This is a genomic window from Psychrosphaera sp. HA2-10, from assembly GCF_055693745.1.
In genome coordinates, this window is the sequence record NZ_CM146341.1 from 2838416 (window position 1) to 2852887 (window position 14472).

13 protein-coding genes are annotated in these 14472 nt (G+C 39.6%); 7 read left to right on the top strand and 6 right to left on the bottom strand.

Annotated elements, in window-relative coordinates; translation table 11 throughout:
• The first annotated feature begins 16 nt into the window (after positions 1–16).
• The 5 genes from ACZ1GV_RS12865 to ACZ1GV_RS12885 all read left to right on the top strand — a co-directional run bounded on the left by ACZ1GV_RS12865 (position 17) and on the right by ACZ1GV_RS12885 (position 3440).
• Positions 17–544, top strand: coding sequence for a MotA/TolQ/ExbB proton channel family protein (locus ACZ1GV_RS12865; RefSeq protein WP_210560802.1), 528 nt, complete (start codon positions 17–19; stop codon positions 542–544).
• 28 nt (positions 545–572) lie between these two features.
• Positions 573–983 carry an ExbD/TolR family protein gene (locus ACZ1GV_RS12870; RefSeq protein ID WP_472674512.1) on the top strand — a complete coding sequence of 137 codons (411 nt, stop codon included), beginning with the start codon at positions 573–575 and terminating at the stop codon, positions 981–983.
• Positions 984–994: 11 nt separating this feature from the next.
• The gene (locus ACZ1GV_RS12875) at positions 995–1606 is read left to right on the top strand and encodes an energy transducer TonB (protein WP_472674513.1); all 612 of its coding nucleotides are present in this window, start codon (positions 995–997) and stop codon (positions 1604–1606) included.
• 15 nt (positions 1607–1621) lie between these two features.
• Positions 1622–2932, top strand: a complete 1311-nt coding sequence (locus ACZ1GV_RS12880; RefSeq protein WP_472674514.1) for a tetratricopeptide repeat protein — start codon at positions 1622–1624, stop codon at positions 2930–2932.
• Between the two features lie 88 nt (positions 2933–3020).
• A complete protein-coding gene (locus ACZ1GV_RS12885; RefSeq protein WP_472674515.1) occupies positions 3021–3440 on the top strand; it encodes a BLUF domain-containing protein in 420 nt (139 codons plus the stop codon).
• Positions 3441–3474: 34 nt separating this feature from the next.
• On the opposite strand, the gene lexA is transcribed toward ACZ1GV_RS12885, so the two are convergent.
• Entirely contained in the window at positions 3475–4092 is a 618-nt protein-coding gene (gene lexA / locus ACZ1GV_RS12890; protein WP_472675899.1) for a transcriptional repressor LexA, read from the bottom strand.
• Positions 4093–4234: 142 nt separating this feature from the next.
• Between lexA and plsB the strand changes: the two genes are divergently transcribed.
• Positions 4235–6670 (top strand): glycerol-3-phosphate 1-O-acyltransferase PlsB, encoded by a 2436-nt coding sequence (plsB, locus tag ACZ1GV_RS12895; protein ID WP_472674516.1) that lies wholly within the window; start codon positions 4235–4237, stop codon positions 6668–6670.
• Between the two features lie 167 nt (positions 6671–6837).
• Here the strand turns inward: plsB and tesB are convergent, their stop codons facing one another.
• The 4 genes from tesB to ACZ1GV_RS12915 are packed head-to-tail and all read right to left on the bottom strand — an operon-like array spanning position 6838 to position 11329.
• The gene (gene tesB / locus ACZ1GV_RS12900; RefSeq protein ID WP_472674517.1) at positions 6838–7710 is read right to left on the bottom strand and encodes an acyl-CoA thioesterase II; all 873 of its coding nucleotides are present in this window, start codon (positions 7708–7710) and stop codon (positions 6838–6840) included.
• An 8-nt stretch (positions 7711–7718) separates the two neighbouring features.
• Positions 7719–8792 carry a potassium channel family protein gene (locus ACZ1GV_RS12905; protein ID WP_472674518.1) on the bottom strand — a complete coding sequence of 358 codons (1074 nt, stop codon included), beginning with the start codon at positions 8790–8792 and terminating at the stop codon, positions 7719–7721.
• A 19-nt stretch (positions 8793–8811) separates the two neighbouring features.
• The gene (locus ACZ1GV_RS12910) at positions 8812–10626 is read right to left on the bottom strand and encodes a DUF885 domain-containing protein (RefSeq protein WP_472674519.1); all 1815 of its coding nucleotides are present in this window, start codon (positions 10624–10626) and stop codon (positions 8812–8814) included.
• A 16-nt stretch (positions 10627–10642) separates the two neighbouring features.
• Positions 10643–11329, bottom strand: coding sequence for a TetR/AcrR family transcriptional regulator (locus tag ACZ1GV_RS12915; protein ID WP_472674520.1), 687 nt, complete (start codon positions 11327–11329; stop codon positions 10643–10645).
• Between the two features lie 199 nt (positions 11330–11528).
• Between ACZ1GV_RS12915 and ACZ1GV_RS12920 the strand changes: the two genes are divergently transcribed.
• The gene (locus ACZ1GV_RS12920; protein WP_472674521.1) at positions 11529–12533 is read left to right on the top strand and encodes a GGDEF domain-containing protein; all 1005 of its coding nucleotides are present in this window, start codon (positions 11529–11531) and stop codon (positions 12531–12533) included.
• On the opposite strand, the gene ACZ1GV_RS12925 is transcribed toward ACZ1GV_RS12920, so the two are convergent.
• On the bottom strand, positions 12530–14470 hold the full coding sequence (locus tag ACZ1GV_RS12925; RefSeq protein WP_472674522.1) for a bifunctional diguanylate cyclase/phosphodiesterase: 1941 nt from the start codon (positions 14468–14470) through the stop codon (positions 12530–12532). The two genes, ACZ1GV_RS12920 and ACZ1GV_RS12925, sit on opposite strands and share 4 nt — an antisense overlap.
• Positions 14471–14472: the final 2 nt, after the last annotated feature.

The following is a 14472-nucleotide window of genomic DNA, read 5'->3' on the forward strand; positions in this document are numbered from 1 at the left end:
AATCAAGGAGCGCACTGTGTTGTTTTTCACAGAGACCTTAGAGGCAATTAGAGAGTTTATGGACACGGGTGGCGTTGTTCTCAGCGCCATCGCAGCAATGATTTTTGTGATGTGGTTGTTAATTTTAGAACGCGTTTTATACACGCTTAGCGGTTACAAACAATATCAAGGCGAATTGATTCGTCGCTGGAAAACTCGAAGCGAAAGAGACTCATGGAATGCTGAGCAAATTAGACAAGCTTACATTGCCAGAGCAAAACAAAAATTAACGGTTAACTTGCCACTCATAGCTACGCTAGTTGCACTGTGTCCGCTAATGGGCTTGCTAGGCACGGTAACCGGAATGATTGAAGTATTTGATGTAATGGCGATTAGTGGCAGCGGCAACGCACGCTCAATGGCAAGTGGCGTATCAAAGGCCACGATTCCAACAATGGCTGGCATGGTTGGAGCATTATCAGGGGTTTTTGCTAACACATGGGTGCAACGCAAAACCAAACGTGAAATTGAACTATTAGAAGACCATTTGCCGATGGACCATTAAGGGTTCAGGCCTTTGTTAGGAGAATAAAATGAGAGCGCCATTAGCCAATTTAATGCAAGAAGAAGAGCAAGAGAACATTGATTTAACACCTATGTTAGACGTTGTTTTTATCATGTTGATCTTCTTCATTGTTACCGCGTCTTTTGTAAAAGAATCGGGTATCGACGTTAATCGACCTGAAGCTGCAACTGCGGTAAAGAAAGAGCGTGCCAGTATATTGGTCGCTATTTCTGACAAAGGTGAAATTTGGATTAACAAACGCCAAGTTGATGTTCGTGCTGTGCAAGCAAACATTGAGCGCCTTAAAGCGGAAAACCCGCAAGGTTCTGTGGTAATTCAAGCTGATAAGAAGGCCACAACTGAAACGTTAATTAAGGTTATGGATGCCTCTCGAGCGGCGGGCGCATTTGACGTCTCTATCGCTGCATTAGAAGGCTAGGAAAACGTATTATGTTCATTCGTTTATTAACAGCCGTTGTGATTGCAGGAATTATTACAACCGCTTTATTTTACGGTATGCAGGCGCTTATTAAGTCTGGAGATTCGGCTATCACCGATCCAGCACAAGGTAGCGTTTTGGACTTTATTCGTTTGAAGCCTGAAGAAACCGTACAAAAGAAAGATCGTAAACCGAAAAAGCCACCTCAACCACAAGAGCCACCTCCGCCAATGGAGCAACCTCAAATGTCTCCTGATATTGCAGATGCGGGCGATGCTGGTTTTGATTTTAGCGCAGATGTCAGTGGCGATATGGCTTTACAAAGTGGATTAGCACTTGAGTCAGGTGACGGTGAATATTTACCAATTGTTAAAGTATCGCCGGTATATCCTCGCAGAGCTTTACAGCGCGGCATTGAAGGCTACGTTATTGTTGAATTTGTGGTTGATAAAACCGGCGCCGTTAAGTCACCTATTGTCATAGAAGCAAATCCTGAAGGTTTGTTTGACCGAGCAGCTTTAGACGCCGCCCTTAAATTTAAATATAAGCCTCGCGTAGTAAATGGCGAAGCAACGGAAGTAAGTGGCGTACAAAACCGCATTACTTTTGAAATTAACGGATAATTCGGAGCAAATACTGTGAAAACACTTATTACGTCCTCTCTCATTGCGACTAGTTTACTTTTGGGCAGCTCATTTGTTGGTATTGTACCTAATGTTGATTTTGCCAACGCCCACGCGGAGCAAAAACGTAAGCGCACGCCATCATTGAATTCACGAGTATATAGCCAGTTAGCAAGAGCACAGCAACTTGCTGATGGCGGCGACGTAAAAGGTGGATTAGAAGTTTTAGACTCCGTAAAAGCGAAATCAGGCAGTTTAAACAGCTACGAAACCGCAATGATGTATAACTTTTATGGGTTCATTTACTACAACGCAGAACAAATGGCAGAAGCAATGGCAGCATTTGAGCAAGTAATAGCCCAAGATCCAATTCCGGAGTCGCTAGAAAAGAGTACGCTTTTCTCGTTAGCACAACTTGCTATGGCTAACGAAGAGTACACTAAAACCATCTCATTTTTAGAACGATGGGAAAGCATTAACGAGGGTGAAATTCCAGTTAAGAATAATGTACTTAAAGCGCAGGCAAGCTATCAAGGCAAACGTTATCAAGACGCAGCTCAATATATTGACTTAGCATTAGCTGAAGCAAAAGCTCAGGAAGTTGAACCGAAAGAAAACTGGTTTGTACTGCAACGTGCCGCCTATTTCGAATTAAAACAGCCAAAAAAAGTAGCCTCAATTTTAGAAGAAATGGTGCGCCGTTTTAACAAACCTGAATATTGGGTACAGTTAGCTGGAATGTACGGTGAGATTGGCGCTGAAGATAAACAACTAGCCGTATTAGAAGCGGCTTATCAGCAGGGTTATATTTCTAACCAATCTGACTTTAGAAATCTTGCTCAAATATATTACTTTAATGGCTTACCGTACAAAGCAGCGATGGTGATGCAGCAGGGAATTGAACAAAATGTATTAACCAAAAACGTAAAAAACGTTAAGTTTTTATCACAAGCATGGTTAACCGCTAAAGAATACGACAAAGCCGTTGAGACTTTAGAAGTACTATCTGCGTTAGAAGATACTGGTATCGCCCACCAGCAAATAGCAGAAATTAGGCTTCAACAAGGAAAGTATAGGGAAGTGATCAGTGCTGCATTTGAAGCAGAACAGCGCGGTCAACTATCAAATCCCGGGAATTTATATCTCGCCCTTGGTATGGCTCACTTTAACTTAAAAGAATTTGAAGCTGCCATCGACGCATTAAATATGGCAGCGGAATATAAAAATGTTCAAAAAATGGCAACTCAATGGCTTAAGTTTGTAGAAAAAGAGAAGTCGACTAGCGAGCAATTAGCCTCAAATCACAATCCCAGAACCAATAGCTAAACGATAATAATTACTTCGACAATTTATCGGCGACATTGCTTGTTTTTAACTATGCTTATGACAACGCCAATGCATAGGATTCGAAGTAATGAACCTTTATCAATTAGTCTATATTAGCAGAGCAACAGAAGCCTTTAGTGACGAGAAATTAAGTCAATTATTAACAAAAGCAAAAAGTAACAATACAAACTTAGATGTGACAGGAAACTTAATTTACAACGGTGGCGTTTTTCTCCAAGTTTTAGAAGGGGATATGAAGGTCATTTTGAGTTTGTACAAAAAAATACAGCTCGACGATAGGCATCACAAAGTTAAAAAAGTTTACTTTGAACCAGCAAGCTTCAGATTATTTAGTCGTTGGTCAATGAACATGATGAATCTGGATTGCGAGAAGCCTAAAAATCTTCAAATTATAAAAGATATACTTGATGCAATTGATGAGGATAAACTAGTGGACGGCATGTCACCGCCCATCAGGCTATTAAAAGAGTTTTCTAAAATAAGTTGATTTTAACAACTCTTAAATAAATTAATCTGGTCGGTTACATCAAAGATGAGTTTCTGATCACGCCTACCGCCAAGCCTTCAATGGCAAAGTCTTGATAGTTTAAGTCTACTTTGATTGGGTCAAACTCTGGGTTTTCGGCATGAAGAATTACTTGGCTACCTTTGCGCTCCAGTCGTTTAACCGTTACATCCTCTTCAACTCTTGCTACAACAACCTGGCCATCACGAGCGGTTTGCGTTTTATGAACCGCCAATAAGTCACCGTCTAAAATACCGATATCTTTCATGCTCTCGCCTTCAACTTTGAGCAAAAAGTCAGCCATTGGCGAAAACATCGCTGGGTCTATGTTTACATGACGATCAACATGCTCCATGGCTAGAATAGGAGACCCGGCCGCTACTTTACCAACTAATGGCAAACCAATATCGTCGTTTGCCACTTCTTCAGTTAATCGAATCCCGCGAGAGGTGCCTGGTAGCATTTCGATAAAGCCTTTTTTTGCTAATGCCTTTAGGTGATCCTCAGCAGCATTGGCTGATTTAAATCCTAAGGTTTTAGCAATTTCCGCTCGTGTAGGTGGCATTCCTGTTGAGGTGATTGAGTCTCTAATTAAATCTAAAATCTCTGATTGTCTTGCAGTAAGTGGGCGCATCATCTGTTTTTCCATACAGTAACATAACTGTCAGTATATACAGGCATTCTGGTTGTGCAACATAAAATTAATAAGAATGGTGGGATTTTAGTTAACCTTTGTTAAAATCCCCTGTTGCTTTCATTTTTGTATTAAGGTTTTTATGTCCATTTTAAATGTATTGATGTATTGGTTAACTCGTCCGTTTATCCGTACACAACTAGTCACAGACGAGAAAAATACCGAGAACGGTATTGATTCAAACAAACCGATTTCTTATGTCCTTATGACTAACTCATACACGGATAAGTTAGCCTTAAAACAAGCGGCTAAACGCCTTAACCTACCTTCACCATTTGGTAAAATCGACATTGAAGGTGAGTCAGTAAAACGCACTATTGGTGTAAAGCCCGTTGACTCTATTTTCATGAATGAGAAACACCATGCTAGACGCGCTTTAAAAACCGGTCAGGCAATGCTTGAGTTGGTTGAGCGCACTGGACAAGATATACAGTTTGTCCCGGTAATGATTTGTTGGGGAAGAAACCCTGGCACGGTGAAAAACAGCAATCGTAAAACGCGCTTAATGGATATCATTACGCAAAAATTACAAACCACTCCATTTAGAAAAATGATGATCGTTCTTTTATATGGTCGTCATAGCTTTATTCGTATTAGTAAACCGGTATCTCTACAAAAAATGGTTAACGACTTTGGTACGTCTGAAGATACTGCTCATAAGCTATTACGCGTGGCGCGAATTCACTTTGAGCGCCAGCGAATTGTAGCAACAGGCCCAAAAGTAATGGCTCGCCAAGCCTTTTTTAATAGTATGTTGGCTAGCCCTGCATTAAAAAAAGCGTTACAGGAGGAAATGGAAGATAAAGACATTTCTCTAAATGAAGCCAAAGCTAATGCTAAAAAACTACTGGAAGAAATCGCAGGTGATTACAACGAAAATTATATTCGTATGGGCTCTCGCGTTTTAACTTGGGTTTGGAACAAAATATATAATGGTATTCGTGTCCACAATGCCGACAAGTTAAGAGATTTGGCGCAAAAAGGCCATGAGATTGTATATGTGCCTTGTCACCGCAGCCATATGGATTACCTGTTACTTACTTATGTTATTTATCATGAAGGTCTTGTGCCACCGCATATTGCCGCTGGTATCAATCTGAACTTCTGGCCTGCAGGCCCTATTTTTAGAAAAGCTGGCGCTTTCTTTTTACGACGCAGCTTTAAAGGCAACAAATTATATTCGGCGGTTTTCCGTGAGTATCTTTCACAACTCTTTATCAAGGGTTATCCGGTTAAATACTACACAGAAGGCGGTCGCTCTAGAACTGGACGCTTGTTGTCACCTAAAACCGGTATGTTAGCGATGACGATTCAGTCTATGCTTCGTGGTGTTGATCGCCCTATCACTTTAGTTCCGGTGTATATCGGTTATGAACATGTCATGGAAGTAAATACGTATCTAAGCGAACTTAAAGGTAAAAGCAAAGAAAGTGAGTCTATTTTTGGTATTTTTAAAGCCTTAAAGAACCTTAAGAACTACGGACACGGTGATGTAAACTTTGGTGAACCTATCAGTCTAAATGAAATTTTAAATGATCAGGCTCCAGAGTGGCGATCACTTATCAACCCAACAGATGTAGTTAAACCTACTTGGTTAACACCTGTGGTCAATCATACGGCAAATAAAGTCATGGGCTCGATTAATGATGCGGCTGTATTAAATACGGTTAATTTGTCGGCGTTAGCACTGTTAACCTCGGACAGCCATGCGCTTCCTCGTGTTGAAATGGAGTCGTTAATTGAATTTTATATTGGCCTACAAACATCAGTTCCGTACTCAAACTTAGTTAAAACGCCAAGCGAGTCAGCATCAGAGATAATTGATGAAGCTATTTTATTAGAAAAAGTAGACTCGGACAGTGATGAGTACGGCACTATTATTAAGTTAGATAATAAAAATGCGATATTGATGAGTTACTATCGCAATAACGTTGTTCATCTATTTGCGATCGCTGCTATTGTTGCTGCAGAGCTTACTCACGCCGGAAAAACGACTCGAGAATTGATTCAGCAGAAGGTTAAACATATTTTACCGTTATTAAAAAACGAGATGTTTATTACCACCAGCGATGTTGATGGATACGTAGAGAAAACACTAAATTACTTTACTGACAACGATATTATAGAAACGAAAGACGACTTTATTTCGATTAAAAACCGTTCTTCTATGGGTAGTTTGCAGCTGAGTTTATTAGCCAAAATAATGAAAGATACGTTGCAGCGCTATGCATTAACGTTCAACCGTATACAACAAGTTCACGGTATTCAACGTGGCGAGCTAGAAAGCGATTGTTTGAAGCTTGCTAAACGACTATTAACTCTGCATGACATTAAAGCACCTGAATATTTTGATAAGAAAATCATCTCTAGCTTTGTGTCATGTCTAAAAGAGCAAAAATATGTGCATACAGATGAAGCTGGCCTTATGCACCTTACTGATGATGGCAAGTTAGCGGCAGATCAAATTAACTCGTTGTTAGAATCTGACATATTGCAATCATTGCAGTCATTAGGTTAATTACTATTAAATAGAACGGCTTTTAAGTTTGGCTAAACTTATTACGGTTTAATAAAAAGCCCCAGACTATTAATAGTCTGGGGCTTTTTTGTATGCTAATTCTAATAATACTCAACGGTACTATCAGCAATCCCATGTTTTAGTTAGTTGATCCAAGTTGTCACTCACTAATCTTTTGGAAACGCTTTATAGTCTCGAATAACCCCTTCTTGCATCGCCGAGGCTATAAGCTCACCTTTTTGATTAAAGAACTGACCTTTAACTAGGCCACGACCGCCACTAGCGCTAGTACTGTCCATATCAAACAAAATCCAATCATCCATTCTAAACGGACGATGAAACCACATTGAGTGGTCTAACGTAGCAACTTGCATGTCTGGCAGTATGTGACTGCGACCATGAGGGAATAGTGCCGTCGGTAAAAAGTTAAAGTCAGACGCATAAGCCAATAGATATCGATGAATACGCTCATCATCCGGTAGACTGCCATTGGACTTAATCCAGACTTGACGGCGCCCCGGCATTTTCTGTGGCGCAAACGGGTCATTTACTTGAACATGGCGGATTTCGATTGGCTTTTCACCTGCAATAATAGATCGCAAAGTGCCGGGTATTTTGTCGATGTTTTCTTGGAAAAACTCGTGTTCGGATTTTAGTCCTTCAGGACCCGCAACATTAGGCATTTCAGGGCTGTGCTCGTAACCAACCTCTTCAGTTTGAAATGACGCTGTCATATAAAAGATTGGCTTACCATACTGTAAAGCTCTTACTCGTCTGGTGCTAAATGAGCGACCATCACGAATATTTTCAACGTCATAAACAATCGGCTTTTTGTCATCACCTGGACGTAAAAAATAGCTATGAAATGAGTGTACAAACCTATCTTCGACGGTTTCTTTTGCTGCACTCAATGCCTGCCCAATAACTTGGCCACCAAATACTCGACCAAACCCAAGGTTTTGGCTCTGCCCTCTAAATAGGCCTTCTTCAATTTTTTCTAGGGCTAAATGCCCTAATAAATCTTCTAACACTTTACTCATTTATAACCCTAATTTATGGCGTGCTTACAGGCAGCCTGCCAATTTATTTCATTCGCCATCAGACGTTGTTTTGATACGTAGTGGATAACAGAACCTGGTTGGATTTGGAAATCGTTACTTGGGTTCAATTTCATTTCCATACCAATTCGATCTTTTGCTACCGCAAGTAAAATTGCATTATGTTGCTGTTTTAAATAATAGAATAATTGTCCAAATTGGCTAATTGGTGCATCAATTGGAACCTCAGTAGAAAATTGCGTTTCACCACACAACGTCGACATCATCTCTTCAAGCAGTTTACTACTCCCTGGATCTTGCATTGAACGAACCAGCATTTCTGCAGTTCTTGACGAATTTGCCTCTACATTAGTTGTGTAGTTTTTTAGCATTTCTACCTTTTCATCTTCGTCAAAATAGGCCGATATATGGCAATCATCTGCAATTATTTTACTGAGCTTGAGGGCAGTAGTGAACGTCATATCATCATTTTCGCAATCAACAATAACTCTATCGGCATGATTAGCGGCTACACGATCTAACTCATCGTTGTCAGTGAACGATCTAAGTTTAGCAAACTCAACCATACTGTTGTCGTAAAATGGGTGATGCATATCTTGCGTAACACATAGGAGTATTTTGCGTTGCATGCGTTTGTTGTCACCTAATATATGCTCAATTATTTTTGGTGTTCGACGCTCATGCCAACCAAAAATTAAGATATGTGTATCTAAATAACGAAAATCTTTTTCACCCGTCATAACTTGCCTCAACACCTTGCTAATCGATTGACCCATTTTCCCTAACAGTGCTCCAAATATCGCTAAGCCCAGTGGAATTTGAAATAGTGCAACAATATATTTACCAGCCTCACTAGCTGGACTTAAATCGCCATAACCTACCGTACTGGTAGTTACCACGTAATAATAAAGATACTCATGAAACTCCAGTAACGACAACTCATTTGCCCACCTTAGCAGTGTCCAACTAAGTGTGGCGTGCAACACAAGTAGTGTTATTAAAGCTGGCCAAGTGATTTGGCTAAATTGCTTCCATAAGAATCGGGTAAATTTATTTACTACCACGACAGATTCCTTTTACTCTCTAATTTTTGTTTACTGTATTGATGTAATCTTGAACTTGTCGTTCAAGCTGAGATAGTGTTACCGAGCCATTTTTCAAGACATGATAATGAAAAGCTCTCACATCAAACTTAGCGCCTAACGCCTGTTCCGCTTTTTTTCTTTGCTTTTTAATGGTGATCTCACCGATTTTATAGGACAAGGCTTGTCCGGGCCACGATATGTATCTATCCACTTCAGTCTGGATATTATGTGCGGATAGTGCACTATTTTGGGTCATGTAATCAATCGCCTTCTGCCTACTCCAACCTTTTATGTGCATACCGGTATCAACGACTAACCGTAATGCTCGCCACATTTCATAGGTCAGTCGGCCAAAGTTTGAATAAGGGTCTTGATAAAATCCCACTTCGAGCCCAAGCCACTCCGAATAAAGTCCCCAACCTTCTCCAAACGCAGAAAGATAATATGACGATCGGTATTTTGGTGTGTTTTCAAGCTCTCTCGTTAACGAGATTTGCAAGTGATGACCCGGTACGGCCTCATGTAGAGTTAACGCTTCAAGCTCATACAAAGGTCGTCTATCTAAGGCATAAGTATTTACCCAATAGTATCCGGCATCGGTATCTTTTGCCGCCGATACATATCGACCTGTCGTATATTTAGGTGCGATGTGTTCAGGCACAGGAGCCACACCATAAGGCGTTCTAGGTAATAATTGAAACAATTTCGGTAATTCTGCATCCATTTTTTTAGCGATAAAACTCGCTTCCATCAGCAGCTCTTTCGGCGACGTTGCATAAAATTGCGGGTCGGTTCTTAAAAAGTTTAAAAATTCGCTGAAACTTCCTTCAAACCCAACTTGCTCTATCACTTTTGCCATTTCTAAGCGTATACGAGCAACCTCGTCCAAACCAAGTTGATGAATTTGCTCTACCGTCAACTCTGTTGTGGTGTAGTGTTTGGCGCGATTTTGATAATACGCTACGCCGTTTGGTATCGAATCAATTCCAATGGTTCGCTTAGCGTTCGGGGTATATTCATGAACCATAAAGTCACGAAATGATTGATATGCAGGATTTACGAATTCGCTTATAACCGCTTTTGCTTGTTGCTGATAAGTGTGACGTTTGTTTTCCGGAAGAAAGTCCAACTTAGTAAAAGGCTGGTAAAAGACACTTTTTGACGGTTCATTTGATATTAAGCCATCAATACTTTGCTCATAGCCTTCTAAAACGACCTGTGGTTGCGTATAGCCAATTTTAATGCCTTCTTTCATCCAGTATATGTTTTGCTCAAAATATACTTTGAAGGCTTTGAGTCTTTGCAGATAATTATCTATATCTGTTACAGAAGAGAGTTTTGTATTGGACGGTAAAAACGCAAGTGACGTATGAAATCCACCTTCCGCCGTTAATGGCATATAGTGGCTATTGAACTTTATTTGATCTAAATCGTTTTGTAAGCGATGAGTTAATATCTGTAAATTAATTTGATTCTGTTCAGACAAAGACACACTTTCAAACTTTTTTAACTCAGCAAGCAATGTAATTAATACTTGTTGGTTCGCTTTGATTCCATCGGGAGATAGGTCTGGCAGTTTTGCTGCGCTGTTGGTGTCTCCAAAATAGCTTGCAGTTAATGGATTTGCTTTTAGGTAGGCTTGCCAAACTTGATCGGCTGTGACTTGAAATGCTTTGTTGCTGGTACTGGTACTGGTACTGGTACTGGTACTGGTACTGGCCAAAAAATTATTGCTTGTGCATGATATTAACAACATTGAGATAACTAATATAACGGCTTTTTTAAAGTATACAGACGTAACGACCGACTTCATTTTACTCTCCTGTTAATTAATTCTTCGAGGTTCCCAACAAAGATCGCCAAACTTTGCGCCTAGGCTTTGTGGCTTCATACTTGTCTTGAAAGCGATTCCAGTGAGGGGCAACGACATGCTCAACATTCTGACAAAAGCTCTGCTTATCAGGGACCTGAGTATCATACATAGAATCTTGTAGCCAGACCAATTGGATTAACTTTATTGTTAAATCAATTAGATCGGCATATTCATTTATGCGTACTGAATCCGCGTTTATTAACGAGATCTGTCGCGCCTTTTTTAACAGCACATCTCGACAGCTTTCATTAAATCCAGCCAACTCTTGTTTAGAAAGACTTGGCATAAGAAGCGCATCTTTCATGACTAACAAGCGACTAAACTTCTGGTTTTCAAACCAAAAGTTTACAACAGACATAATGTGACATGTTGCTTTGTCTGAACCTTTAAATGATCGTTCAGGTTTTTCAATACGCTCAAAACTATTAACGCACTCTACCCATAACTGTTCGTATATCTCTAAAAATATGCCTTCCTTTGATGAGAAGTACAGGTACACAGTTCCTTTAGCGATTCCGGCTTGGTTTGCTATTTGCTGGATAGAGGGAAGGTCACCTTGAGTGTAAAGCTGATTGGCTGCGTCTATGATCGCTTGCTTTTTGGCTAACTTTTGAGCGTCACTGCGCGCTTTTAGTACTGACATTTATTCTCTTATTGTGCATTTTGTAAAAATATAGAATTAAACACTGATTATTACAGTATTTCCTTGACCTGAAAATAAAAGGAATTTAGTTTACTAGCCTAACCTATAAAAATATTCTTGTGTAATTGAGATTGTATATACATATTCCACTACAATCCCCATGAAGCATTTTAGTTAGTCGTTTCGGAGTCGGTACTTAATGAAATATCAGGATACTATGGAGCAAGCAGACCAAAAGCTTCAAAAAGCTTTAGGTTTTTTAAAGCAATATCGCTTGCCAGCTAGTCCTATAAACTACAGCGTCGTTTATGAATATGTTGCTGACTCGAACGCAGATTTAATCCGTGAGCTTGATTCTGATATCAAATCAGGTCGCACAATAGACTCATTCCTAATGGAGTCTTTATTTCAACGACACTTACTCGTCGCAGATGACAACCAAGGCGCTTTGGTAAAAGATATAAATGCCGTTGTCGACGCGACAACCCGACACGCCTCGAAAGCTCAAAAAGACACGTCAAATTACATTACTATGCTGGATGAAGGCTTATTACTATTAGATAAAAGTGATATTCAAACTTCTCAGCAAGTCATTGAACGATTATTAAAAGTTACTTCTTCGATGAAAAGTGCGCAAAAGGTATTAGTTAATGCACTTAAGCAAGCGCAAAAACGAACCGCAGCATTACAACAACAAATCAACGAAGTTGAAGAAAGCCGTAAGCTTGATCAGTTGACAGGTCTATTTGACCGAAGCGTCATGAACGCAACGGTTGATATGTGGTTACAAAGTGATATTACAAAAATAGCTGCCATTGCAATAAACCTAGATCACTTTAAACAGTTTAATGATAACTATGGCGTAACCGTCGGTAATGTCATCTTGTCCAAAGTGGCCCAAAAAGTTAAAAGTTATGTTTCAGATTCTGGTTTACCAATTCGAACTGGAGGTGAAGAGTTTTTGGTTCTTATTCCAGAGACATCAAAACAAGCGGCTAAAGAAGTCGCAGAAAAAGTTAGACTTGGTGTAGAAAAGCTGCAATTTGTAAATGCAAAGAGCAAAGAAAAACTGCCTAAGATCACTGTGTCATTAGGTGTTACAGAGTTTAATGACAAACTTGGCCTTGATGGCACAATACAACGCGCAAACTCTGCTCTTAGAATGGCAAAAGCAACAGGTCGAAATCGCGTTTTTGTTGACTAAATTTGTTCAAATATAGACACTGGTTTCGCGATTTTGAAGCCCTGAATACCAGCACAACCAACTTCTTGCGCCAAAGTTACTTGCTCATCAGTTTCAATGTTAGGAATAATTGCTTTCACTCCTAATTTGTCCACCAGCTCACAGATCATTTTTAAGTAATCACGATTTGTATTGGTCAAATCTTTTTGAATATAACGACTATCAATTTTTAACCAATGCAGTTTCATATCAGAAAAACGCGACAAACTACTAGAACCACGACCAAAATGATCAATTGCCACTTCTACACCATTGTTTGCCAACTTATAGCTAATATCACGCGCCTGTGTGGTGTGTGCTAAATCAATTTCATCAAATTCCATGATAATACTTTTCGCAACATCAGGCTCTTCAGACAACCAAGTAAAGAGCCAAGTTTGAAACGCCGTTGAATGAAACGAGAATGCTGATACATTAATTGATATTTTTCCATTTAACGCACCAAGCTGAAAATGTTTCTGTACTTCTAATAGTATTTTCTTATCAAGGTTTTCCGTTACTTCATACTTCTCAGCCAGAATAAGTATTTGAGGCAATGAGAGAGTCACTTCGTCGACAGAAAGCTTGGTATATAACTCAGTAAATAACTTTTCATTAGAAACCGGGTCGACAACAGGCTGAACAAAAAACTCAATTCGAGCTCTATCTATTGCGTGGATAAGCTCTTCTTTAGATTTGAAAAGTGCATTGCTATTAGACTCGCCATTAGACTTATCCATGTAAAATCGTTTATCTGTCTTTTTAGCATACTTTAGCGCTTCGTCCGTTCTTGTAGTGATTGACTGAGGCGTATCTTGCTCCAATATCTCACTGGCGCCTAAATAACATCCGCCTAGTTGCTCTAGCGCTTCACAATCTTCCAGTTGCCTCACAATAAGTTTGCTGTATTCAAGGATTTCTGACGTACCTTGATGCAATAAAAGAAGCGCAAAGTCTTGCTCATTTAGCTGAAACAGTGGCGCATTCTTGCCCATTCCTGTGACTCGTTCTACAACTTTAATGACATATTCCACAACTTCTTGATACGCGGAAAAGCTCTCATCATGTCTAAGCTTTGTAATGTCATGCAAGTGAATCATTACCAGTCCACCCATCAATCGCTCATTTTTTCGATTAAGGAAATCGGACAACGTAAGTTGAAAATATTCTCTATTAGGTAAACCTGAACTTGCTTCGTGGTACAGATTGTCTTTCAGGCTATCAAGTTGCTGTTGCTGTTGTGAAAAGAGTGCTTTTACTTGATTTGTCATAGCATTGTGCACTTCAATCAGTTGCTCAAACTCGGCAATTCCTGAATGAGTTGTAATTTGTGGAAAGTGCTTATTGGTTACAGCTGCAGCTTGTTTTTTTACGGCAAGAATAGGCTGCAAAACAATATTTATTAATGCAAAACCAAGTGCCCATGCAACTAAGGCAACAAATACAGTCACTGCGATAATATCGACAAATTGCTTCCAAACAAATTGATAAAATGCGAACGGGTGAATTTGAACTTCTAGATAAGCTAATCGATCTAATCCTTGGTATATCTCTTTTTTACCTACAATGGGTTCGACCGGAAAAAGCTTTATAAACCAGACTGGTACTTGCGCAGTTTGATCTAAGTCGTTTCTTTCATACAACCTAGGCATTAAATCATCATTTCCAAAAAGTGAAATTCTAGAATAGTTGCCGGAGTCGTAATAGGTATCAATTTTTGATTTGTAAGCCTGTTCATTGCCATCTACAACGGCTTTTTGAATGGGAGCGACTAAATATTGAACGGACGTATTAGATTGATTAACTAATTCTTGAATCGTTAATTGACGAATATTTATTAATGAAAGCCAAGCGTATCCAATAACTAAAAGTGCAATTATGACACTTTGAATGACAACTAACTGGCGTGATAACTTCATAA